The 22,159-nt window shown below is 55.6% G+C and carries 20 protein-coding genes and 1 pseudogene; 5 read left to right on the forward strand and 16 right to left on the reverse strand.

Going from position 1 to position 22,159, the window contains the following annotated elements:
* Positions 1–93: 93 nt before the first annotated feature.
* The 5 genes from WLO31_RS18100 to WLO31_RS18120 are packed head-to-tail and all read right to left on the reverse strand — an operon-like array spanning position 94 to position 2,507.
* Complete coding sequence (locus WLO31_RS18100; protein WP_435927999.1) at positions 94–735, reverse strand: DUF4310 family protein; 642 nt, start codon at positions 733–735, stop codon at positions 94–96.
* 11 nt (positions 736–746) lie between these two features.
* Complete coding sequence (locus WLO31_RS18105) at positions 747–1,523, reverse strand: DUF4311 domain-containing protein (protein WP_121267744.1); 777 nt, start codon at positions 1,521–1,523, stop codon at positions 747–749.
* 23 nt (positions 1,524–1,546) lie between these two features.
* The gene (locus WLO31_RS18110; protein WP_435930666.1) at positions 1,547–1,843 is read right to left on the reverse strand and encodes a DUF4312 family protein; all 297 of its coding nucleotides are present in this window, start codon (positions 1,841–1,843) and stop codon (positions 1,547–1,549) included.
* Positions 1,844–1,845: 2 nt separating this feature from the next.
* Complete coding sequence (locus WLO31_RS18115; protein ID WP_121267746.1) at positions 1,846–2,208, reverse strand: SFCGS family glycine-rich protein; 363 nt, start codon at positions 2,206–2,208, stop codon at positions 1,846–1,848.
* Between the two features lie 17 nt (positions 2,209–2,225).
* Positions 2,226–2,507 (reverse strand): glycine dehydrogenase, encoded by a 282-nt coding sequence (locus WLO31_RS18120; protein ID WP_435930667.1) that lies wholly within the window; start codon positions 2,505–2,507, stop codon positions 2,226–2,228.
* 382 nt (positions 2,508–2,889) lie between these two features.
* Here WLO31_RS18120 and WLO31_RS18125 point away from each other — a divergent pair, with 382 nt between their 5' ends.
* A complete protein-coding gene (locus tag WLO31_RS18125; RefSeq protein WP_435928000.1) occupies positions 2,890–3,090 on the forward strand; it encodes a type II toxin-antitoxin system RelE/ParE family toxin in 201 nt (66 codons plus the stop codon).
* Positions 3,091–3,196: 106 nt separating this feature from the next.
* Positions 3,197–3,492, forward strand: a pseudogene (locus tag WLO31_RS18130) (helix-turn-helix domain-containing protein); the annotation flags it as partial.
* A gap of 57 nt (positions 3,493–3,549) precedes the next feature.
* Here the strand turns inward: WLO31_RS18130 and cybC are convergent.
* Positions 3,550–3,936 (reverse strand): cytochrome b562, encoded by a 387-nt coding sequence (cybC, locus tag WLO31_RS18135; protein WP_435928001.1) that lies wholly within the window; start codon positions 3,934–3,936, stop codon positions 3,550–3,552.
* Between the two features lie 55 nt (positions 3,937–3,991).
* Complete coding sequence (pmbA, locus tag WLO31_RS18140) at positions 3,992–5,344, reverse strand: metalloprotease PmbA (protein WP_435928002.1); 1,353 nt, start codon at positions 5,342–5,344, stop codon at positions 3,992–3,994.
* 98 nt (positions 5,345–5,442) lie between these two features.
* Here pmbA and yjgA point away from each other — a divergent pair, with 98 nt between their 5' ends.
* The gene (yjgA, locus tag WLO31_RS18145) at positions 5,443–5,994 is read left to right on the forward strand and encodes a ribosome biogenesis factor YjgA (RefSeq protein ID WP_435928003.1); all 552 of its coding nucleotides are present in this window, start codon (positions 5,443–5,445) and stop codon (positions 5,992–5,994) included.
* 237 nt (positions 5,995–6,231) lie between these two features.
* Here the strand turns inward: yjgA and mpl are convergent, their stop codons facing one another.
* Entirely contained in the window at positions 6,232–7,599 is a 1,368-nt protein-coding gene (gene mpl, locus WLO31_RS18150; RefSeq protein WP_435928004.1) for a UDP-N-acetylmuramate:L-alanyl-gamma-D-glutamyl-meso-diaminopimelate ligase, read from the reverse strand.
* 177 nt (positions 7,600–7,776) lie between these two features.
* Between mpl and fbp the strand changes: the two genes are divergently transcribed.
* Positions 7,777–8,775, forward strand: a complete 999-nt coding sequence (fbp, locus tag WLO31_RS18155) for a class 1 fructose-bisphosphatase (RefSeq protein WP_435928005.1) — start codon at positions 7,777–7,779, stop codon at positions 8,773–8,775.
* A gap of 87 nt (positions 8,776–8,862) precedes the next feature.
* Here the strand turns inward: fbp and WLO31_RS18160 are convergent, their stop codons facing one another.
* The 5 genes from WLO31_RS18160 to ytfQ all read right to left on the reverse strand — a co-directional run bounded on the left by WLO31_RS18160 (position 8,863) and on the right by ytfQ (position 15,144).
* Complete coding sequence (locus WLO31_RS18160; RefSeq protein ID WP_435928007.1) at positions 8,863–10,416, reverse strand: methyl-accepting chemotaxis protein; 1,554 nt, start codon at positions 10,414–10,416, stop codon at positions 8,863–8,865.
* 96 nt (positions 10,417–10,512) lie between these two features.
* On the reverse strand, positions 10,513–11,514 hold the full coding sequence (gene yjfF / locus WLO31_RS18165) for a galactofuranose ABC transporter, permease protein YjfF (RefSeq protein WP_435928008.1): 1,002 nt from the start codon (positions 11,512–11,514) through the stop codon (positions 10,513–10,515).
* Positions 11,501–12,532: a galactofuranose ABC transporter, ATP-binding protein YtfT gene (gene ytfT, locus WLO31_RS18170; protein WP_435928009.1), complete on the reverse strand. Its 1,032-nt coding sequence runs from the start codon at positions 12,530–12,532 to the stop codon at positions 11,501–11,503. The genes yjfF and ytfT overlap by 14 nt, the downstream gene beginning before the upstream one ends.
* A gap of 10 nt (positions 12,533–12,542) precedes the next feature.
* Entirely contained in the window at positions 12,543–14,042 is a 1,500-nt protein-coding gene (gene ytfR / locus WLO31_RS18175; protein WP_435928010.1) for a galactofuranose ABC transporter, ATP-binding protein YtfR, read from the reverse strand.
* Positions 14,043–14,187: 145 nt separating this feature from the next.
* Positions 14,188–15,144 carry a galactofuranose ABC transporter, galactofuranose-binding protein YtfQ gene (ytfQ, locus tag WLO31_RS18180; RefSeq protein WP_435928011.1) on the reverse strand — a complete coding sequence of 319 codons (957 nt, stop codon included), beginning with the start codon at positions 15,142–15,144 and terminating at the stop codon, positions 14,188–14,190.
* Positions 15,145–15,545: 401 nt separating this feature from the next.
* Between ytfQ and ppa the strand changes: the two genes are divergently transcribed.
* Positions 15,546–16,076 (forward strand): inorganic diphosphatase, encoded by a 531-nt coding sequence (gene ppa / locus WLO31_RS18185; protein ID WP_435928012.1) that lies wholly within the window; start codon positions 15,546–15,548, stop codon positions 16,074–16,076.
* Positions 16,077–16,194: 118 nt separating this feature from the next.
* Here ppa and WLO31_RS18190 read toward each other — a convergent pair whose 3' ends face one another.
* The 3 genes from WLO31_RS18190 to tamA are packed head-to-tail and all read right to left on the reverse strand — an operon-like array spanning position 16,195 to position 22,049.
* The gene (locus WLO31_RS18190; protein WP_435928013.1) at positions 16,195–16,539 is read right to left on the reverse strand and encodes a gamma-glutamylcyclotransferase family protein; all 345 of its coding nucleotides are present in this window, start codon (positions 16,537–16,539) and stop codon (positions 16,195–16,197) included.
* 3 nt (positions 16,540–16,542) lie between these two features.
* Positions 16,543–20,319 (reverse strand): autotransporter assembly complex protein TamB, encoded by a 3,777-nt coding sequence (gene tamB / locus WLO31_RS18195; RefSeq protein ID WP_435928014.1) that lies wholly within the window; start codon positions 20,317–20,319, stop codon positions 16,543–16,545.
* Positions 20,316–22,049: an autotransporter assembly complex protein TamA gene (gene tamA, locus WLO31_RS18200; protein WP_435928015.1), complete on the reverse strand. Its 1,734-nt coding sequence runs from the start codon at positions 22,047–22,049 to the stop codon at positions 20,316–20,318. Before tamA ends, tamB begins: the two co-directional genes overlap by 4 nt.
* Positions 22,050–22,159 lie beyond the last annotated feature (110 nt).

The following is a 22,159-nucleotide window of genomic DNA, read 5'->3' on the forward strand; positions in this document are numbered from 1 at the left end:
TTCTCCTTGGTTGGTGGGTGGCGCATCGCTTACCCACCCTACATATCGATTCGTAGGGCGGATAAGCAAGGCGCCATCCGCCGCCGCATAGCCTTACAAAGCGACCGGGAAAATGGCCCCTAAAATCATCGCCCCCAGAATCGCGCCGCCGGTAATTGGCTTGCCCCAGAGGTAAAACAGCAGCGAGCCAATCAGCGAGCCAACGCCAATCGGTATCGAGGCGGTCATGGCGCTCAGAATAATCAACGGCCCAAGGAAGCGGCCCGAAGCGTTGCCCGCGCCCATCATCACGTCCGCGCCGTAGGTGGAGTCGCTCTGGTTAATGGTGAATTTACGCGCAAGGATAATCAGGTAGCCAATCGCCAGGCCGATAATCAGCCCCGTCACCAGAGAGGCGGCAAAGTTGGCGACCGGGAAGACAAAGCCCGCGCCCAGCAGCAGCGCCGGAACGCCCAGCCCTACGCCGGTTTGAATCGCGCCGCCGATGTCCAGAATCCCCACCAGCGAGCCTTCGATAATGCGCGCAAACAGGAAGCTGGCGCCAAAGGCCGCTACCGCGCCATAAACGCCGGTATCGATTCCGGCGCGCAGCATGGAGACGAACGCTACTTCGTTAAACGCCCCGATGCCGTACAGGTAATACATGTGTGTCCCGGCGAACACGCCGGAAGAAAGCAGGCCAACAAAAATCGGGAACGACCAGTCGGCATACCAAAACCCTTTATTCTCTTCCATTGCAGGCTCCGTTATTTTCCGCTCAGGGAGTTATGAATCAGATCCAGCCAGTTCGGCACGGTCATATGGAAGGATTCGATCATCTTCATGTCGAAACCGCGGAAGAAGGCGCTCAGCACAAACAGCGCGACGATGGCGGTCATCATCACTTTGGTGACGCGGTGCCAGCCGCTCTCTTCCACGCCTTTACCAATCAGGATGCCCAGCACCAGGCCAGGTACGGCGTTACCCATAATCAACTGCGCGCAGCCGCCAAAAATGGTGGCCCAGAAGCCTGATTTTTTACCGGCATCGATCGCCGCCAGCCAGAAGATAACCGGCATAACGGTGTTTACCAGCAGGTTTGCGGCAGGAACCAGCACCTTAACGGCGGTAACCTGCAGCGCTGCCGGTACGGCGGAAGCGGTGCTGTTAAGAAACGCCACGACGACCATGCCGATAAGGCCACAGGCGATGGCCATCTTTTTCGGATCGTGCAGGGTTTCAGCGACGTTGCGGTTTTTCACCATCAGCGCGGCAGCGCCCCAGTTCGGGATAATGCGGTGGTCAACGTCCTGAGTGAAAGCGCCCGCCGCAACGGAGGAAGCCCATGCGTTGAAGAAGAACCCTAATCCAAAGGAGAAGTGCGAAGCCGGGTCGCCTTCACAGGAGTTAAGCTCGCCGAGCGTACGAAAAGCGCCCATTCCCTGGGTGGTTGGCGCGTGAAACATGCGTGCGGCTCCGGCGCCAACACCTACGCCGACGAGCCCCCCGATGATGAGTGATTTTATTAATATTATTAAGAACATCAGTCTGTCCTTTCTGTGTGATTTTAATGCGCGACGAAATCCACTTTATCGAGATTGATTGCCGTCACGTTGACGATGACATCCAGCTCCACGCTGAACATCCGCCTTTCCCGGCGCAGAAAGAAGAACAAGAAGGCTTCTTTCTTCACCTGTACCCGCGCCTGAACAACCTGCACATCCTGTGGCTCAATACGCAGTAATATGTAAGGTGAGGATTTAAGCACCGTACCCTGAACCTGGTTCAGGGCATCGGCAAAGGCTTTGGCTTTGGTATCGCCGCGCCCGCTTACTCTCACCGTGTCAGAGAAGTGTTCTTTCATACTCAACTGCCGTACTTCTTGTTCCAGGCCTGCACCAGGCGTTCGCCCAGCTCTTCTTTATCCATAAAGCCAAAGCCTAAAACGTTATTGCCTTCGTTGATGGCGGTAACGCCTTCATCCACCGAGCGCATACCATATTTGGCTTTATAGCCGTGTTTGGTCTGCGCGGTGATGGCGCCTGCCCCGCCGCTGCCGCAGAAGGAAATCCCAAAGGCGGCATTTTCGGCTTTCATCACGTCGCCCAGCTTCATGTCGGCGGCCACGCCAGGAATGACCACCGCGCGGCCACCCGCTTTTTCGATCCCTGCCGCGACTTTCTGGCCTTTGCCCAGGCGGTCGCCAATCACTACGGTAATTTGTTCCATCTGAATCTCCTGATTGTTCAAAGATTGTCTTTTGCTACTTCGAAATGCACTGACAACAGCCAAGCCTCTTCAATTGGCAGGTTGCCAAACTGCGCCACCACCGCTTTCGCCATTTCCAGCGAGTCGGCGGAGATCTCATCAAACAGACTCTCCTCGACTTCTGGCAGCGGCTCGCCGGTCAACGACCGATGCGCCATGGCGCGAACGTGGGAAGTCAGCATTTGCTCCTGCACCGCATTCGGCGTGATATTGCGGCTCTTCAGCAGCGCATTGATAAACGCCTGCACCCTTTCCGTCAGCGCCGAGGCTTCAGCACTCCCGGCTTCATTAACTTTTACCGCTCCGTTATTCACACTACGCACCTCATTTACCGATATGGCTTTAAGGTAGCGGGCGGGGCTGGCGGTTTGTAGCGAGTTGTTTTCCACTTCAAAGTGGAAATAGCAGCGGCATTAGCGATCTGCCCCACAAAAAGCGACCGGATCGTGATAATTCACCATGTTAATGTGATTAATGTCACGTTATTGGCCAGCCGATACCACGTCGGGGGGCGAGCATTTTTAACCAAAATTGTGAAGCAGGGACGGTTTAGCGGGGATTAATGGCAGGATTTACAGGCGCCCTGGAAGGCGAAAGCTTGCTGGTAACAAATTTAATTCGCCTCCGCGGTTCAGGCAGAATATGGCCTGCGAGCCATTCCGCGCAGATATACTGGCGGCGCCGGACGTACCGGAAGATATTGGGCCATATTTAGGCCGCCCCTATGTTGATACGCTTAACGGCTCAACATTTCCAGGCATGAAAGCGTTCCGTATCCAGCGCGCGGGAACCCCGATAAGAATATTTTTTGCGTTTGATCCCATCCGCCGGGCCATTGTTTAATCTGCCGGCGATAAAACCGGTAAAAATAAAAGCCGCTTTTATCGCGATATAATTCATCTGGCTGCAGGCGAATATCGTAATCATCTGTCCAGTCTGGAAAAATAATATATCGAGCTATAAAGAACTTATTGCAAAACAAAGTCCCGAAAGTCAGCAGCGCATTGCGGAAAAAATGCAGGTCTGCGTCAGGAGATCGTTTTGAGCAGGCTACGGGAAGAGCTTTATATCTCGCAAACTGAACTGGCACGAAACATCGGCGTATTTCAGCCAACGTTGGCTAAGATGGAAATTCCTGAAAACGACCCGAAATTGTCCACGCTTAAGGGATATGTTGCAGGCCCGGGAAGCGTAATCAGTATTGCTGTTACGCTTCCCGGAGGGAGGCGGCTGATATTTCAACTCCGATCTTTTTGCATACAAATGGCGGATAAACTTACTTCATCCGCCACAGATAGCTGTTTAGCGATACTTTTTGTGATAGGTGTTACGCGTGCCCTTAAACGCTTCGGCAGCGGCCCGGGCTTCTTTTACTTTGCCTTCATTCGCAAGCTTCAGCGCGCCGTCGATCTGCCCAACCAGAATATCCAGCCCGTGGCGATAATCTTTCATTTCTGCGCTATCTGCCGCTTTATCTTCAAGCTTCGGCGGCGCGCCTTTCTGCGCATCCAGTGCTGCGGTGCGCATGTTGTTTAACGAGGTTTTTAATTCCGCCGCGTCATCGGTTTTCAGGACGGTTTTGTAGTTTTCCGCGATGGTATCCATATCATCGCCGACATCGGCCGCAAGGCTTGCGGTAGTAAATAAAACGGACGACAGGGCCAACATTGCAATCAGTTGCTTACGCATACATCACCTTATTATTTTATTAAATCGGGTGCGGCAGGACGCACCCATAATCACCTTATTGGCCGGCGATCTTCATCTCCGGCAACAGCACAGAACCGCACTGAATGTTGCTGCGTTTCTCAATATCGCTGCCTACCGTAACAATATCACGCCACATATCTTTTAAGTTTCCGGCGATGGTGATTTCGCTCACCGGATACTGAATCTCACCGTTTTCAACCCAGAAGCCGGAGGCGCCGCGGGAATAATCGCCGGTAATGCCGCTTACGCCCTGGCCCATCAGCTCGGTAACGACCAGGCCGGTGCCCATCTCTTTGAGCATGCCGTCAAAGTCCCGGCCGCGCCCTTCGATGCGCCAGTTATGGATGCCGCCCGCATGCCCTGTGCTTTTCAGCCCCAGTTTGCGTGCGGAATAGTTGGTCAGCAGCCACTGTTGCAGGACGCCGTCTTTGACGATGTCGCGACGCTCCGTGCGCACCCCTTCGCTGTCAAACGGCGTTGAGGCCAGACCTTTCAGCAGGTGCGGATGCTCTTCAATGGTCAGCCATTCTGGCAGAACCTGCTTGCCAAGGTAGTCGAGCAGGAAGGTAGATTTGCGATAAACCGCGCCGCCGGCGATGGCGCCGACCAGATGCCCAAACAGGCCCGTCGCCACTTCGGCGGCGAAAATTACCGGCGCTTTCATGGTGGAAAGTTTACGTGGTGAAAGGCGCGACAGGGTGCGGCGTGCGCATTCGGCGCCCACCCACTCAGGGCTTTCAAGATCTTCAATCGCGCGGCCGATGGTATAAGCGTAATCCCGCTCCATTTCGCCGTTAACTTCGGCGATAACGCAGCTGGAGAGCGAGTGGCGCGTCGAACAGTAGCTTTGCAGCATGCCGTGGCTGTTGCCGAAAACCTTGATGCCGTAATGGCTGTTGAAGCTGCCGCCTTCGGTGTTGGTAATGCGTTTATCGACGTTCAGCGAGGCGTTTTCCGCGCGCGCGGCCAGTTCAATGGCGCGATCGGCATCCATTTCAACCGGATGGAAAAGGTCCAGATCCGGCGCTTCAAAGGCCAGCAGCTCTTTTTCTGCCACGCCCGCAAACGGATCGGGAGAGGTATAACGGGCGATATCCAGCGCCGCCTGAACGGTACGTGAGACGGCGTCCGGGCTTAAATCGGTAGTGGAGGCGCTGCCTTTACGATGCTGATGATAAACGGTGATGCCCAACGCCCCATCGCTATTAAATTCAACGTTTTCCACCTCACCGTAGCGGGTGCTGACGCCGATACCGGTGGTTTTGCTGACGGCCACTTCTGCGCCGTCGGACCGTGCGGAAGCCATCTCCAGCGCCTGAGAAACCGCCTGCTCGAGGATCTTACGTTGCTGTGCTACCTGCGTGTTTATTTTCATCGCGACTGCCATAATGTCTGCTGAGTGAATTAAGTCTAACAGGATCAGAACAATTTCGCAGTGCACAGGCTTTACTGGTAGAATTAGCCACTTTTTTTAAGGAGCCTACTATGACTAAGCAGCCCGATGACTGGCTCGATGACGTACCCGATAACGAAAATGAAGACGAAGATGATGAGATTATCTGGGTCAGCAAAAGCGAAATTAAACGCGATGCCGAAGAGCTAAAACGCCTCGGAATGGAGCTGATGGAGCTGGGCAAAAACGCGCTCGACAAAATCCCTCTGGATGAAGATTTACGTGCGGCCATTGAGCTGGCGCAGAAGATCAAGAAAGAAGGCCGCCGCCGGCAGGTGCAGCTGATCGGTAAAATGATGCGTTCTCGCGACATGGACCCGATTCGCCAGGCGCTGGATAAGCTAAAGAACCGCCACAACCAGCAGGTTGCGCTGTTCCATAAGCTTGAAGCGCTGCGCGACCGTCTGGTTGAAGAAGGCGACGACGCGATGAGCGAAGTGCTGAGGCTTTATCCGGATGCGGACCGCCAGCAGCTACGCGTGCTGATCCGCAATGCTCAGAAAGAAAAAGCGGCCAACAAGCCGCCGAAATCTTACCGGCAGATTTTTTCTTATCTGCGCGAGCTGGCTGAAAATCAGGAGTAATAAATTAAGGCCCGCAAGCGGGCCTTAATTTGCTGACAAAGAAGGAAAAGCGTGGTTTTCCTTCTTTGTGGCTATCAGCCGAAAATCAACGAGTTGCTTTTCCTTGTTTGCAAATGGCGGCACCCTGCAGTTTTGTGGCGTTGGAAGGTTTATCATCCGTTTCAGGCCCGCAAGCGGGCCTTAATTTTTGGCGGGCGGCTTTACGTTTATCCGCCCTGCTGAACTGTTTTCACAGGATTATCGAACGGCTTTTTTCGCCAGCGCGTCGAGCAGCTTCTGATGAATGCCGCCGAAACCACCGTTGCTCATCACCAGGATGTGATCGCCCGGCTGCGCGGTTTTGATAATCATCTCCACCAGCGTATCCACGTCCGCGCTACAGTGAGCGGGCTGCACGCAGGCTTCCGCCACCTCCACTACCTGCCACGGAATATGCGGCGGCTGCAGCAGAAAGACTTCGTCCGCCCGGCCTAAAGACGGTGCGAGATCGTCTTTGCTCAGCCCCATTTTCATGGTGTTGGAGCGTGGCTCAAGCACGGCGAGAATGCGTGCGGTGCCGCCCACTTTACCGCGCAGCGCCGCAAGAGTCGCCAGAATCGCGGTTGGATGATGGGCAAAATCGTCGTAAACCGTTACGCCATTCGCTTCGCCGCGCAGTTCCAGGCGACGACGGGCGTTGATAAAACTGTCCAGCGCCTGAGCGGCATCTGCCGGAGCAACGCCCACATGACGGGCGGCTGCTATCGCCATCAGGCCGTTATGCATGTTGTGCTCGCCCACCAGCTGCCAGTTCACCTCCCCGACCGGCTCGCCATCCAGATAAACTTCCCATCGTGAGGCGTCCTGACTGAGCTTTTTCGCCTGCCAGTGGCCCTGCTCGCCCACCAGCTCCTGTTCGCTCCAGCAGCCCATCGCCATGGTCTGTTTAATATTGGCGTCGTTTTCAGGCCAGATGATTTTTCCCTGTCCCGGCACGATGCGCACCAGATGGTGGAACTGTTTCTGGATAGCTTTCAGATCGTCGAAGATATCCGCGTGATCGAACTCAAGATTGTTGAGGATCAGCGTGCGCGGGCAGTAATGCACGAATTTAGAGCGCTTATCGAAGAACGCGCAGTCGTACTCGTCGGCTTCAATCACGAAGAACGGGCTGTCGCCCAGCCGCGCGGAAACATCGAAGTTCCCCGGCACGCCGCCGATCACAAAGCCGGGCTTATAGCCGCAGGCTTCGAGGATCCACGTTGCCATTCCGGCGGTGGTGGTTTTACCGTGGGTGCCTGCCACCGCGATAACCCAGCGGTCGCGCAGGACGAAATCATGCAGCCACTGCGGGCCGGACATATAGGGTATGCTTTTCTCAAGCACCGCTTCCACGCAGGGATTGCCTCGGGTCATGGCGTTGCCGACAATGACTAAGTCCGGCTGCGGATCGAGCTGGCCTGCGTCGTAGCCCTGAATCAGGGAGATGCCCTGCTCTTCGAGCAACGTGCTCATCGGCGGGTAGACATTGGCGTCCGAGCCGGTTACTTCGTGGCCAAGCGATCGGGCAAGCATAGCCAGACCGCCCATAAAGGTGCCACAAATCCCTAGAATATGAATGCGCATACAAAACTATCCTTTCTCTGTTTGGCGCACATTCTACCCGCATGTAGCACGGTGAATAAACGCAATTCAGGAAATTCCGTATTTTGCTGGCGCGATTCACCTGTGCGCTAAGATTTGAAAGTTTGTTAAGATTGTTGCAACCGCTTTATCCATCTGAATCATGCAGGGAAAGTGTTTATGAAAACGTTAGGTGAATTTATTGTCGAGAAGCAGCACGAGTTTCCCCACGCAACCGGCGAGCTCACTGCTTTACTGTCGGCAATAAAGCTGGGTGCCAAGATCATCCACCGCGATATCAACAAGGCCGGCCTGGTCGATATCCTGGGTGCCAGCGGCGCTGAAAACGTGCAGGGCGAGGTGCAGCAAAAGCTCGATCTGTTCGCGAATGAAAAACTGAAAGCCGCCCTGAAGGCCAGGGGAATGGTGGCGGGCATCGCCTCCGAAGAAGAAGACGAAATCGTCGTTTTCGAAGGAGAAGAGCATGCCAAGTACGTGGTGTTAATGGACCCGCTCGACGGCTCATCCAACATTGATGTCAACGTTTCCGTCGGCACCATTTTCTCTATCTATCGTCGTATCACGCCGGTTGGCTCCCCTGTGACCGAGGCCGATTTCCTCCAGCCGGGTAATAAGCAGGTTGCCGCAGGTTATGTGGTTTACGGCTCCTCCACCATGCTGGTTTATACCACCGGCTGCGGGGTACACGCTTTTACCTACGATCCGTCGCTGGGCGTCTTCTGCCTGTGCCAGGAGCGCATGCGCTTCCCGGAAAAGGGCAATACCTATTCCATCAACGAAGGCAATTACATCCGTTTCCCGAACGGGGTGAAAAAATACATCAAGTTCTGTCAGGAAGAAGACGGCTCAACGCAGCGCCCGTACACCTCGCGCTACATTGGCTCACTGGTCGCGGACTTCCACCGCAACCTGCTTAAAGGCGGAATTTATCTCTATCCAAGCACCGCCAGCCACCCGGAAGGTAAACTGCGTTTGCTGTATGAAGGCAATCCGATGGCGTTCCTGGCCGAGCAGGCAGGCGGTAAGGCAAGCGATGGTAAAGAGCGCATTCTGGATATTTTTCCGGAATCCCTGCACCAGCGCCGCCCGTTCTTCGTTGGCAATGAGCATATGGTAGAAGACGTGGAGCGCTTTATCCGCGAGTTCCCGGACGCTTAATTTTTTAGCAACGGTGGATGGCGCGCGGCTTTCCACCCTACAGATCGATAATTTTGTAGGGCGGATAAGCGCAGCGCCATCCGCCGTTTAGCATCTGAAAGAAGCCATCGCGGCGACAAGCTGCTGCGACTGCTCTTCCAGCGAACGAGTCGCAGCCGAAGATTGCTGCACCAACGCCGCATTCTGCTGGGCTGCCTCATCCATCTGGCTTACCGCAATGTTTACCTGTTCAATACCGTGGCTCTGCTCGTTAGACGCGCTGGCAATCTGACGCATCAGTTTAGTCATGCGCGTAACCTCTTCGGCAATCTCATCCATGGTTTCTCCCGCCTGCTGGGCCAGGTCACGGCCTTCGCCAACGTGATTTTGTGAATCAGAAATCAGGGTGCGGATTTCTTTTGCCGCATCGGCGCTGCGGCTTGCCAGAATGCGCACTTCCCCGGCCACAACGGCAAATCCGCGTCCCTGTTCACCGGCTCGCGCGGCTTCCACCGAGGCGTTCAGCGCCAGGATATTGGTCTGGAAAGCGATGCCGTCGATAACGCTCAGGATGTCGGCGATACGATCGGAACTGGTGGCAATATCACGCATTTTTTCGATGACGTAGCAGACCATTTCGCTGCCGCGATCGGCGGTATCGGAAACGTCCTTCGCAAGCTTGTGCGCCTGCTCGGCGTTGTCGGCGTTTTGTTTCACCGTCGCGGTGATCTGCTCCATGCTGGCGGCGGTTTGCTCAAGGGAGGTGGCGGTAGACTCGGTGCGCTGGGAGAGGTTCTGGTTACCCGCCGCCAGCTCCCGGCTGCCGGTATCAATCTGTGAACTGGCGTCACGAACGCGGCCCACCGATTCGGTCAGGGAATTGCGCATCGCGGCAATGGCGCTGGCCAGGCGGCCAAACTCATTGTTACCCGCAGCCTGCAGCTCACGCGTTAAATCGCCTTCCGCCACATACTCAAGCTGTTCGATGGATTCATTAAGCGGTTTAAGCAGCAGGTGGCGCAGGGCAAGCCACACCAGCACGATAATGCCCGCGGTCAGCAGGGCCGCAATAACGATAAGCGTGAGGACGATTTTCTTTTGCTTCTGGATGGAAGCCACTTCGTCGTTGCCGCGCTGTTCGCCCCACTGGCGGAAGATCTGCACGTCGGTATCAAACTTCTGCGACAGCGGGATCAGGCCGTTTTCCAGCAGATCGTAATAGTCATCCGGGCTTTGTTTGTTCAGCGCGTCCACCATCGGCGTAATGCCTTTGGCGAGATAATCGGCGTAAGTCTGCGACAGGTTTTTGACGAGCTGGTTGCCCTCTTCACTGTCCACGCCGCTGTCGATGAAGGCTTTAATTTCCTGCTGACCGTGCGCGGCTTCGCCGATCACGGTGCTGGTCGACTTCGCCGCGTCCTCCAGCATGCCGATTTCCATCTGGCGTACCGCCTGCCCGGCTTCGTTGCGGGCGCGCAGCAGGGACATATAGCCGTCGGTCAGACGCACCATCTGTTCACCCTGCAGGCGGTTTACTTTCTCAAGCGAGCTGGAGCTTTGTTGCAACGCAAAAATACCAATGCCGCTGACGACCAGCAGCAGAAATGTCATCACTGCCAGTAACGTCAGCAGACCCGTACGAATCGACAGATTTCTTAACATGCTTTCTTCCCGGTGACTTAAGCCATTAGATAACTCGTGGAGAGGTTATCGGCAGTCACCGGGGAAAGTTTAGACGATTTTTGTTAATTCAATATGTTACGAGCGGGTTGCCGTAACGCTAATACGTTTAACAGGCGAGCTCTGGCGATTTTCCCACAGCACCGTCAGCCCACGCTGTAAGGCGATAAAAATAAATAACAAAATGCCGATGGCGATTTTTGTCCACCAGGAGCTGAGCGTGCCGTCGAAATTGATATAGGTCTGGATCAGCCCCTGAATCGCCACGCCGAATAAAGTGCCCAGCACGGTGCCCACGCCGCCGCTCAGCAGCGTACCGCCGATAACTACGGAGGCGATGGCGTCCAGCTCGACGCCCATCCCCGCTAGCGCGTAGCCTGCGGAGGTATAGAGCGAGAAGACAATTCCCGCGAGCGTGGCAAGTCCGGTAGAAAGCATATAGATACGCACGGTTGTGCTGCGCGTTGAAATACCCATCAGGTTAGCCGAGATTGCGCTGCCGCCGATGGCGTAAACCTGATTCCCGAAGCGGGTACGATGGGCAAGGAAGATACCAATTACCACCACGGCCAGCATCAGCAGGCCCATGGCGCTCAGGCGTCCACCGCCGGGAATATGCCAGGCAAGGCTGGAAAGGGTTGAGTAAATCGGGTGATCGATGGGAATGGATTCCTCGGAAACCAGATAGCTGACGCCGCGCAGGAAGAACATGCCGGCAAGCGTAATGATAAAGGCCGGGATTTTCAGCGCGTCGATAAGCCAGCCCATAAACGCGCCAAACGCACAGCCCATCGCCAGCACCAATGGAAAAGCCACCAGCGGCGACAGGCCCCAGAAGCCAATCGCTTTAGCGAGGAACACGCCGGTGAAGGCGATCACCGAGCCAACCGAGAGATCGATGCCGCCGGAGAGGATCACAAAAGTCATGCCGACGGCGATAATGCCCAGGAAAGCGTTGTCGGTCAGTATATTGCAAATCACCCTCGTTGAGGCGAAGCCGGGAAACTGCGTCAGACAGTAAAGGTAACCCAGCACGAATACCGCCAGGGTTATCATCAACGGGAGGTTACGTTTGATCATGGCGGCGAAGTCCTTTGAGCAATGCAATAAAACGCGGCGACTGTACGATCAGCACGCACATCACCACCACGGCTTTCACAACCTGGTTGAGTTCAGGCGGGAAACCGGAGAGCAGAATACCGGTATTCATCCCCTGGATAATCAGCGCGCCGACGACGGACAGCGCAATATTAAAACGCCCGCCCATCAGCGAACCGCCGCCGATAACCACCGCCAGAATGGCATCCAGCTCCAGCCATAATCCGGCATTATTGGCGTCGGCTCCGCGAATATCCGCCGTGACGATGATCCCGGCAATAGCTGCGCATAAGCCGCTCAGCATGTATGCCAGCATCACCACGGTACGCGTATTTACCCCGGCGTTTTTGGCGGCGCGGATGTTAATCCCCACGGATTCGATAAACAGGCCGAGCGCCGTTTTACGGGTAAACATCCAGAAAACAAGCAGCGTGGCGATGGCAATAATGACCGGCATCGGGAAGTAAAACAGCGAGCCGCTGCCGAGGAACGACAGCGCCGGGGAGTTAAAGGTGACGATTTGCCCGGTGGTAATCAATTGAGCGACGCCGCGCCCGGCGACCATCAGAATCAGGGTCGCAACGAAGGGCTGGATTTTCAGGATCGCCACCAGGATGCCGTTCCACAATCCTGCCAGAATGCCAACGCCGAGCGAGGCCAGCAGCACAACGGTCAGGCTGTGGCCTTCCACCGTGAGCGTGGCGGCAGTCGCCCCGGCAATCGCCATCACTGCGCCCACGGACAGGTCGATGCCGCCGGTGGCGATCACCAGCGTCATGCCGATTGCCAGCAGCGCGACCGGAGCCGCGCGGTTCAGAATGTCGATTGGGCTGCCGAACAGACGCCCGTCCTGCACGACGATATTAAAGAAATGGCTGGCGACCAGGCTGTCGACCAGCAGGACCAGCGCCAGCGCGATTAGCTGAGGAATGCCGGGCGGCCAGCGGAAGCTGCGCTTTGGCTTCGGCATCTCAGTTTGCGGCAATGAACGAGACATCACGTGTTACTCCTTATGCCGCAATGGCATTCATAATGGCCGAAACGGAGAGCGCTTCGAGCGGGATCTCCGCAACCTGCTGCCTGTCGCGCATGATCACCACGCGATCCGCGTAACCTACCAGCTCCTCCAGTTCAGAGGAGATAACCAGCAGCGCCAGACCGTCGGCGCAGAGCGTTTCTATCAGGCGGATAATTTCCGCGTGCGCGCCTACGTCGATGCCTCGCGTTGGCTCATCGAGGATCAGAAACTGCGGTTTGGTCAGCAGCCAGCGCGAAAGCAGAACCTTCTGCTGATTGCCGCCGGAGAGAAATTCAATCGGCTGATCGGGGCCAGGCGTGCGGATGCCAAGCTGGCGGATAAACCTTTCGGCTATCTGGTACTGCTCGCGCTTAGGAATGGGCCGCAACCAGCCGCGTTGCGCCTGCAATGCCAGAATGATGTTTTCGCGTACCGAGGCGGCGGCAATAATACCGTCGGTTTTGCGATCTTCCGGGCAGAAGCCGATGCCCAGCGTCGAGGCCTTATGCGGCGAACGCAGCGTTTGCGGTTTGCCTTTGATCGTCGCGCTGCCGCTGTCGGCGGGCTTAATGCCAAAGATCACTTCCGCGGTTTCGGTTCTTCCCGATCCCAGCAGTCCGGCAAGCCCGACGATTTCGCCTGGCCGCACCTCAAGATCGAACGGATTGATCACGCCTTTCTTACCAAAACCTTTAAACGCCGCGACAGGTTTTTCACTCAGCAATGTACGTCCGGCGCGCTGCAACGCGTTCGTCTCCAGCTCGCGTCCCAGCATCATCTTCACCAGCTCGATCTGCGGCAGATCTTTTGTCTCACGGGTGCCCACAAAGGCTCCGTTACGCAGGACCGTGATCCTGTCGCTCACCTCATAAACCTGATCGAGGAAGTGGGTGACGAAGATCAAACTGACGCCCTGATCGCGCAGCTGCCGCATCAGGGTGAAAAGCATTTCGACTTCTTTGGTATCCAGACTGGCGGTAGGCTCATCGAGGATCAGCACCTTAGCCGACAGATCGATGGCGCGGCAGATGGCGACGATTTGCTGCATCGCTACGGAATAACGGTTAAGGGGTTCGGCTACGTCCAGCGAGAAGCCGTAAGATTCCATCAGGGTGGCGGCGCGTTTTTCCATTTCTTTGCGGCGCAACAGGCCAAAACGGCGCGGCTCACGACCAATAAAAAGATTATCTGCCACTGACATATTGGGCAGTAAATTCACTTCCTGATAAACCGTACCTATGCCGAGCCGCTGGGCATCGGCGGTATTTTTGGGCGAAACAGATTCGCCTTCCAGGTAAATATTGCCGCTGTCACGCTGATAAACGCCGGTCAACGCCTTGATTAACGTTGATTTCCCGGCGCCGTTTTCCCCAAGCAGCGCCATAATTTCTCCGCGCCGTAAGCTAAAGTCCACTTTATCGAGCGCTTTAACGCCGGGGAAATGTTTGCTAAGGCCTTCCGTGCGCAGAATTTCCTGATTGTTTGCGTTCATTAACGAACTCCTCAGCGTACAAATGTAGGGTGGATAAGCAGCAGCGCCATCAACCGTTGCTGTTCACGGCGGGCCGCGCTCTGAATGGCGGATGGCGCTACGCTTATCCGCCCTACATACTCCTCTCCCTCAGGTCAGGGACGACTTAATAACCCATCGATTTTTTCTTCTCTAACTCTTCTTTAGCCGTATCAGGCAGGTAAAGGGTGGATTTGGTGATGGTGACTTTTTCCGGCATGGTGCCGTCTTTTTTGAATTTCTCAAGGGCGTCAAACGCAGGTCCGGCCATATTCGGCGTCAGTTCTACGCTGGCGTTGGCTTCGCCGTCCATCATCGCTTTGTAGATATCCGGCACGCCGTCAATTGAACCGGTGAGGATATCTTTACCTGGTTTCAGGCCCGCCTCTTTGATGGCCTGGATGGCGCCGATCGCCATGTCGTCGTTATGCGCGTAGACCATGCAGATGTTTTTGCCGTTGTTCTCAGCCTTGATAAAGCTTTCCATGACCTCTTTACCTTTACTGCGGGTAAAGTCGCCGGACTGAGAGCGGATGATTTTCACGTTGGACGCTTTAGAGATGGCATCGGCAAAGCCTTTCTTACGATCGATGGCCACGCTAGCACCCACCGTGCCCTGCAGTTCAACCACGTTACATTGTTTGCCGTTCAGCTCTTTTAGCAGCCATTCGCCAATCAGCTGGCCTTCCAGCACGTTATTAGCGGTGACGACGGTCATGTAGAGCGATTTGTCTTTAACGTCGATATTACGGTCGAGCAGGAAGACTGGGATTTTGGCTTCTTTTGCTTCCTGCAGCACCGGTTCCCAGCCCGTGGCAACGATTGGGGCAATAAAGATCGCGTCCACGCCCTGGGCGATAAACGAGCGTACGGCTTTAATCTGGTTTTCCTGCTTTTGCTGTCCATCGGCGATTTTCAGCGTGATACCACGTTTCTCGGCCTCGCTCTTTGCAACTGAAGTTTCTGCCGCGCGCCAGCCGGATTCAGAACCCACCTGCGAAAAGCCAACGGTTAATGGAGCAGCAATGGCCATAGACGACATTGCTGCGGAGACTGCAGAGACCAAAAGTAAGCGCTTCCACATAGGTGCATCCTCGTAGGGTTATTGTTGGTTAAAATCTGGCCTTCGCGAGCAACTATAGCCGACCTGAGATGTAACAGAATGAGTTACATCACAATTCGAAGAAGTAGCAAAAATGTTAATCACCCTGTCGGGACTGATACCGCGTAAAGGCTATTGATGCGGCGGTTACATCGGAGATGAAACATAAAGATTTTTTTATACCTGAAGCGCTTCCCTTTTCTCACTTGTAACCGCTTACACTAATTTATAAATAAAGCGGCTGCCTTTATGGATAATTCCACCGCCGGAACACGCTAAAAGTGGACCAGATGGTAAAGCTGCGAGAAAAGATTTCAGGACATTTAAAGCCAGTTAGCTATAATACCTGGCACTTGAATGACACCAGTTTAAAGGAAACAGACATGAGCTTACTCAACGTCCCTGCGGGCAAAGATCTGCCAGAAGACATCTACGTTGTTATTGAAATCCCGGCGAACGCTGACCCTATCAAATATGAAATTGATAAAGAGACCGGCGCGCTGTTCGTTGACCGTTTCATGTCTACCGCGATGTTCTATCCGTGCAACTACGGTTATATCAACCACACCCTCTCTTTAGACGGTGACCCCGTTGACGTACTGGTCCCGACGCCTTACCCGCTGCAGCCGGGTTCCGTGATTCGCTGCCGTCCGGTTGGCGTACTGAAAATGACCGACGAAGCCGGTGAAGATGCCAAACTGGTTGCGGTTCCGCACACCAAACTGAGCAAAGAATACGATCACATCAAAGATGTGAACGACCTGCCGGAGCTGCTGAAAGCGCAGATCTCCCACTTCTTCGAGCAGTATAAGGCGCTGGAGAAAGGCAAATGGGTGAAAATTGAAGGCTGGGACAACGCCGAAGCCGCTAAAGCGGAAATCGTTGCTTCCTTCGAGCGCGCGGCTAAAAAGTAAGCCTTTCCGCAGCTTAAGAATGTGAAAACACCGCCGGATGGCGGTGTTTTTTTATAGATAAAATTGGGTTCGTCGCAGGCATATGGCATTTTCCCCGACGACCCGACTAACAGATAACTTAGTACCGCTCTTTATCCAGCCAGTTACCGCTAACGATACGGGTTAATCCCTCCACAGGACGTTGATAAACGTACATCCATGCGCTGCCGTAAGCCGTCTGAATAAGCTGGCGTTTATACTCGCCGCCCTTAGATCGCAGAGCATCCAGTTCGGCGAGCGTGGAGGCATCAATACGGTAGACTTCGCCCTGTACTGCTCCATCACCCGGCACCGCGCCCGGATAGTGGCCGAGACTGTAGAGCACATAGTCAACCTGTGTATGATCGCCCAGCCACTGGGCGTTAGTCATCCAGTGGCTGTTGCCTTGCTTGCGTCGTAAACTGCCGTAAACAAAAATTCGCATAGCTCAAAACTCAAACTGATAGAGCACATCAAGTGCCTGATCTATGCCAGACACCGCTTCCAGATATAGCTTAGGCATCAGGCGATAACGCAGCGTCAGGGTCGCTAACGAATCAAAAATACCCACGCCATATTTCACCTGGAGACCCGGCAGTACATAGCCGCTGACCACCACCTGGGAAGAGTCTCCTACCCCTGCGGTATCCAGTGCCAGATTGCTTACGCCAAACGTCTCGCCGATTTTACCCACAACCTGCCCACTCTGTGCAACCCCCAGACCAACAAGCGCGGAGGTTAATGCGTTGCCGTCATCGCCCGTAGAGTCCAGACCCTGCCCGCGAAGCAGGTAGGACAAGGCTTCCTGCTGCGACATGGCGGGATCCGAAAATATCTCAGCTTTCGGTTCATCGGCCATTCCCGTGACGCGAAGACCGGCAATAACGTCATTTTCGGTCGCTTCAGGATTACGAATCGCCTCGATATTCAGCAGCGGCTGATCCGGCGGACCGGAGAACAACAGCTCGCCTTTACGTACGATCAAATCCTGACCATAGGCATGGTAGCGTCCTTCCGGGATATTAATCTGGCCGTTAAGACCCAGCCCCTGGCGATCCTGCACCATTTTCAGATCGCCGCTCAGACGCGCCTTAAGCCCAAACGCGTCCATACGCACGTTGTTGCCGACATGGATAATCAGGTTACTGTTGATCGGAATGCCTGCGGTTTGCGGCTTCTCCGGCCTGAGGTTTTTATCCAGCATCACTTCATCGCTGGAGACGCCCACCGAGCTTTCCGGCACTTCATGAACGACGATACGCGCCCACGGGATATCGACGCTGCCGTCCAGCGTGAACAGGCTTGGCGTGGCAACAAATACAATGTCCGGCGAGACGTCCAGCCGCACCATGGGCGGCACGGTGATCCGTACTTTGTTGCCTTTGGCCGCCACGCGCGCGCGCCAGTTGTCGAGCTGCGCCCAGTCCGCATCGCCGCTCAGGGCGATATCTCCCTGCCTGGTGCGCACCGTGCCGACTAGCGTTGAACTCATGCCGTTGAAGTTCATAGCCGCCTGGCTTGGCTGCATATCAAACGGCATAAAGTTGGCGTCGATATCCACGCCGTTTAGCTGCAGCTGTCCAAAGATCTGCGGCCTTTCCAGATTGCCGCCCAGCCGCAGATTGGCGTTGAGCTTACCGGCTGCCTTTTCTCCACGAGAGAAAATAGCGTTGGCGATAGCGAGATCGAAGCCGCGCATATTGACGTTGCCGGCAAGGTTACGACGGCCTTGCGGATCGGTAATTTGCACCTGCCCGTCGAACTGGCCGTTGTTCGCCACGCGCATCAGCCAGCCAAGCTGGGCGCGGTTGTTTTTCAGCTCTGCGCTGAGGTTCAGCGTGTCGAATGAGACCGGCAGCGGATTATGATCGATCTCCTGCGTCACCTTCACGCCGCGACCATTTAGCGTTATCTGACCCTGCGGTAAACCACCGGCTTCGCTGTCCCAGCTTACGTCAGCACGCCCGCTGAACGTTCCGCTCGCCTGCGTGGTTTCGGGCATAAAGGGTTTCAGCATGGCAAGGTCGAAGCGGTTGAGGTTTACCACCGCACGCCCTTTCGCGCCGGCATCGATAGTTTGCGGAACGCACAGCTCAGCGTTCGGGTTATTCCAGCAGTGCGGCCCGATGCTGATTTTCTGCTCTTTGTTGCGGTAATCCAGCGCAATGGCTCGATTCAGGCGCCACGGACCGACCGGGGTTTCAAATCGGGTATCCGAGAGGTTGCCACGCCAGCGCTCTTCAGCACGATCGAAGCCACCGCTGAGGTTAAGCTGTCCGGAAACCGGCTCGCCCTGAATGCGCAGCTGGAGCTGATGCTGTTTCTCATTACCTTTCGCTTCCAGCGTGGCGAGGCTGATATTCACGCCAGGCTGCGCGATGCGTTCCACGCGCAGATTCAGGTTGCCGCCGATTTGGTCGGTGGATTTCACATCGCCCTTCAGCAGCACGCGTGCGATGGAAAGCTCCTGCCAGCGCAGGCCGTTCGCGGTGAAATCGGCAAGCAGCTGCGGTGCTTTCACATCGCCGCGGACCTTAAGCGTTCCTTTCGCGGTGCCGCCAAGACCGGGCAGCGCGTTGTCCAGATTCGGCGCGTTGATATTAGCATCCAGCGCCAGCGCTTTCGGCCCCAGCTCCCCTTTCACATCGGCGCTGTTGCGGCCAAGCTCCAGATGCAGACCCGGAATGTTCCACTGCATGTAGCTGTTGCCTTTCAGCTTCCCGGCAACGCTCACTTTGTTTTGCTTCACGTTACCGGCGAGCTTCAGCTCCGGCACGTCCACCTGCCAGCTTCCGCCGTAAAGGCTGCCGCTGGTTTTCGCGAAGCCGTCAAGCTTCGCAGGCCAGTCCGGGTACTGTTTCGCGGTGTTGATGCCGTCGAGCTTCAGCTCGCCGCGCCAGCTAATCGCTTTGCTCCAGTCGAGCACGGCTTTCAGGTCGGTATGGCCTTCAAGCGCCGCGATGCTTAGCTTATCGAGATTGAGCTGCTGCTCGTTGCCTTTACCGTCCAGCGTAATAGTGGCGGGCGGGATCTGCGCGCCTTTTACCGCCGTGCGGAACGAGAGCGCGTAATCCGTCATTTTGCCGCTAAATTTCAGCTTCACATCATCGGCCTGGTACTCTTTCTCGCCGGTAAACGGCCAGTAAAGCTGTTTGCTGACGATTTCAAGATTGAGCGGCAGGCCCGCCTCGGCAAGCTGGGTTTGCGCGGTGAGTTCCAGATCCACCGGACCTGAGAGATTCATGCCCACTTTCAGCACGTCCCGCAGCTCCCCGCCGATCTTCATTTTCACCTTCTCGCCTTTAACGGGATCGATATTCAGCGTGGTGTTAAGCGTCAGATCGACCGGCCATTTATCGCGCAGCACCGCGCTGCCCGAGGCGTTAACCAGGCCCTGAGAAGAGTCCACGTCCAGCGCGTCCAGCTTCACGTTGCCGTCGATGCTGCTGACCTTAAGCAGCAGGCTGCTGACCAGCAGATCCGTATCGCCCGTCAGACGAAGGTTGGCGCCGCGAAACTCCTGAATATTCAGGTTTAACGGCAGATGCACATCCGTCATCTCCGGCAGAACAGGATTTTCAAAAAGCTTCTTGAGCGTCTCGCCCAGCGGCGGCTCTTCCGGCTGCGGATTATTTATCTTCGGTTCAACCACCTCTTCCTGAGCGACTTTCGCCACCTTTGGCAGCGCAATCAGCAAACCTTCCAGGTTCGTTGGCGTCAGCGTCAGATTACGCTCCTGCCAGTTCAGGCCCGAGGTGAACTCCATCACCGATACGGTGGTGTTGTCGATTTTGATGTTGACGTTATTAAGCGCAACGCGACTAAGCGTTATGGGATACGGCGTGGTGAGATCGAGCGGGCCGCTGTCTTCTTCTTCAGCAGGCGCGGAAGGCGGCATTTTTTTAGTGTTCACCACCACATCGACATCTTTAAGCGAGAAATTATTCACGCAGATGCTGCTGTCGCGCAGGCAGGCGAGCTTCACGGCAAGGTTAACTTCCCCTGCGTTAACGTCCACGCCCGGCTGCTGGTAGCGCAGATTTTTAATGGTCAGGCTGCGCCAGCCGCCCGTGACGCTGCCAATTTCCAGCCCCGGCACCCAGCGATTTGCCGCCTTAAACAACACGTGCAGGCCGGTGGTTGTTCCCACAAGGAAACCCACCGCGCCAGTCAGGAGTAAAACAACAACCAGCACCGCGAGGCTTATTTTTTTCCAGCGACTCATAGTTCAGGCCCCAGACCGATGTAAAACTGTAATCCGTGCTCGTCTTTATCCCCCACCGGCACTGCAAAATCGAGTTTGATGGGGCCGACAGGCGACTGCCAGCGCACGCCTACGCCCGCGCCGGTTTTAAAGTTGCTCTGTTTGATATCGTTTACCGCTTCGCCCGCATCGATGAAAGCCGCCCCCCACCATTTACCGCTGACGTTGTACTGATATTCCAGCGAGCCGGTGGCGAGTTTTGACGCGCCGGTCAGCTTGCCGTCTTCATTTTCAGGCGAGATAGATTTGTAGGAGTAGCCGCGAATACTGCGGTCGCCGCCCGCGAAGAAGCGCAGATCCGGCGGGACGCGTTCAAAATCATTGGTTTCAATCCAGCCCAGATTGCCGCGCGCTACGAAGCGATGTTTTTCGAACAGGCTGCGGATCCAGACGTTCTGCGCCTGTAGCACAACGAAGTCGACATCCGATCCCCACAGGGTGTTGGAGTAATCAATGGAATAGCGCTGCGAATCGCCCCAGGTCGGCATCAGCCCGCCGCGTGAGCGGGTGCGGTTGAGGCTCAGGCCCGGATAAAGAAGCATGGTGGTATTGGTGACGTCTGCCTGAGTAAAGTGATCGAGGCTCCAGCGCAGGCTAACAGCGCGCTGCCAGCCGCTTGTCAGATCCCAGTAGCGCGAAACGGCGAGCGTTGTGGAGTCTGCCTCGGTATCGTTCAGGTCAGTACGTTTAAAGCCGCCCTGCAGCAAATAGTATTGCTCCAGCGGACTTTTTAGCAGCGGAACTTTATAGCTGAAATCCAGCACCTGTTCAGGCGCTGAAAGGCTGGTGCTGGTGGTAAAGCTGTGGCCGTAAGAGTTAACCCAGGGTTTTTTCCACGTGGCTTTCACTCGCGGACCAACGTCGGTGGAATAACCCACGCCGGTTTCGATGGTGTTTTCGATACGCGGCGAGACTACGCCGTGCAGCGGTAAGATTTTAGTTTTGCGAGCCTTATCGAATTCTGGCGCCACTACCACGGAGCTAAACCAGCCCGTGGCGGATAAACGACGGTTCAGCTCAGCCAGGTCACGCGACTGGTAATAGTCGCCCTCTTTAAACGGCACCAGATTTTGCAGGTACTCGTCGCGGATTTGTGAGCCTTCGAAGGTGACATCGCCAAAACGATAGCGCTGTCCGCTGTCGTAATCGATATCCCAGAACGCCTGGCGGCGCTCAAGCGAAACGCCAAGCTCGTGCTTTTTAAATTCGCTGTCGAAGTACCCTTTACGCAGCGAGACGTTAGTCAGGCTCTTCTTAAACTTTTCGTAATCGCCATGATTGAGGATGGTGCCGTTCTTTGGACGATTGCGCAGCAGGCTGAGGAAATCCTGGTCGTCGCGCGCGCCTCCCCGCAGAATGACATCTGTGCCGCCTATCAGCACCGGCGGACCGGCTTCAACCTCCACCTTCAGCACCTGGCGGCCCTTTGGCGGCGGCGCAAGCAGGTCGAAATTGATGGTTGGCTCATAGTAGCCAAGCGCCTTTAGCCCGTCGCGGATGGCGTCATCCACGCGGGCCTGAAAACGTCGATCCGGCGTCACTTCGTCACTTTGAATGGTAGAAAGGTGCGCGCGAACGTTTTTGCGCAGCTCCCCCGTGAGTCCTTCGACCTGTAATCGCACGCTGGCAGCGCCGGCGCACGTGCTTGCCAGGCATAAACTCGCCAGACATAAAATACGGATTCTTGGCACGTTTTCTCCTGAATATCCTTGTCCCCACCCCGATCGGCAACTACTGTACCGCTCCGCGGTTTAACAAAACCCCAACATTCGGGGTTGAAAACTGCTCAAAGACCCAAATA

This window comes from Dryocola sharpae, from assembly GCF_051307055.1.
Taxonomy (GTDB): Bacteria; Pseudomonadota; Gammaproteobacteria; order Enterobacterales; family Enterobacteriaceae; genus Dryocola.

Coding starts and splice junctions, on each gene's coding strand:
- WLO31_RS18100 (WP_435927999.1), bottom strand. CDS start 735: ATGGAAGAGAATAAAGGGTTTTGGTATGCCGACTGGTCGTTCCCGATT.
- WLO31_RS18105 (WP_121267744.1), bottom strand. CDS start 1,523: ATGTTCTTAATAATATTAATAAAATCACTCATCATCGGGGGGCTCGTC.
- WLO31_RS18110 (WP_435930666.1), bottom strand. CDS start 1,843: ATGAAAGAACACTTCTCTGACACGGTGAGAGTAAGCGGGCGCGGCGAT.
- WLO31_RS18115 (WP_121267746.1), bottom strand. CDS start 2,208: ATGGAACAAATTACCGTAGTGATTGGCGACCGCCTGGGCAAAGGCCAG.
- WLO31_RS18125 (WP_435928000.1), top strand. CDS start 2,890: ATGGCCTGCGAGCCATTCCGCGCAGATATACTGGCGGCGCCGGACGTA.
- cybC (WP_435928001.1), bottom strand. CDS start 3,936: ATGCGTAAGCAACTGATTGCAATGTTGGCCCTGTCGTCCGTTTTATTT.
- pmbA (WP_435928002.1), bottom strand. CDS start 5,344: ATGGCAGTCGCGATGAAAATAAACACGCAGGTAGCACAGCAACGTAAG.
- yjgA (WP_435928003.1), top strand. CDS start 5,443: ATGACTAAGCAGCCCGATGACTGGCTCGATGACGTACCCGATAACGAA.
- mpl (WP_435928004.1), bottom strand. CDS start 7,599: ATGCGCATTCATATTCTAGGGATTTGTGGCACCTTTATGGGCGGTCTG.
- fbp (WP_435928005.1), top strand. CDS start 7,777: ATGAAAACGTTAGGTGAATTTATTGTCGAGAAGCAGCACGAGTTTCCC.
- WLO31_RS18160 (WP_435928007.1), bottom strand. CDS start 10,416: ATGTTAAGAAATCTGTCGATTCGTACGGGTCTGCTGACGTTACTGGCA.
- yjfF (WP_435928008.1), bottom strand. CDS start 11,514: ATGATCAAACGTAACCTCCCGTTGATGATAACCCTGGCGGTATTCGTG.
- ytfR (WP_435928010.1), bottom strand. CDS start 14,042: ATGAACGCAAACAATCAGGAAATTCTGCGCACGGAAGGCCTTAGCAAA.
- ytfQ (WP_435928011.1), bottom strand. CDS start 15,144: ATGTGGAAGCGCTTACTTTTGGTCTCTGCAGTCTCCGCAGCAATGTCG.
- ppa (WP_435928012.1), top strand. CDS start 15,546: ATGAGCTTACTCAACGTCCCTGCGGGCAAAGATCTGCCAGAAGACATC.
- WLO31_RS18190 (WP_435928013.1), bottom strand. CDS start 16,539: ATGCGAATTTTTGTTTACGGCAGTTTACGACGCAAGCAAGGCAACAGC.
- tamB (WP_435928014.1), bottom strand. CDS start 20,319: ATGAGTCGCTGGAAAAAAATAAGCCTCGCGGTGCTGGTTGTTGTTTTA.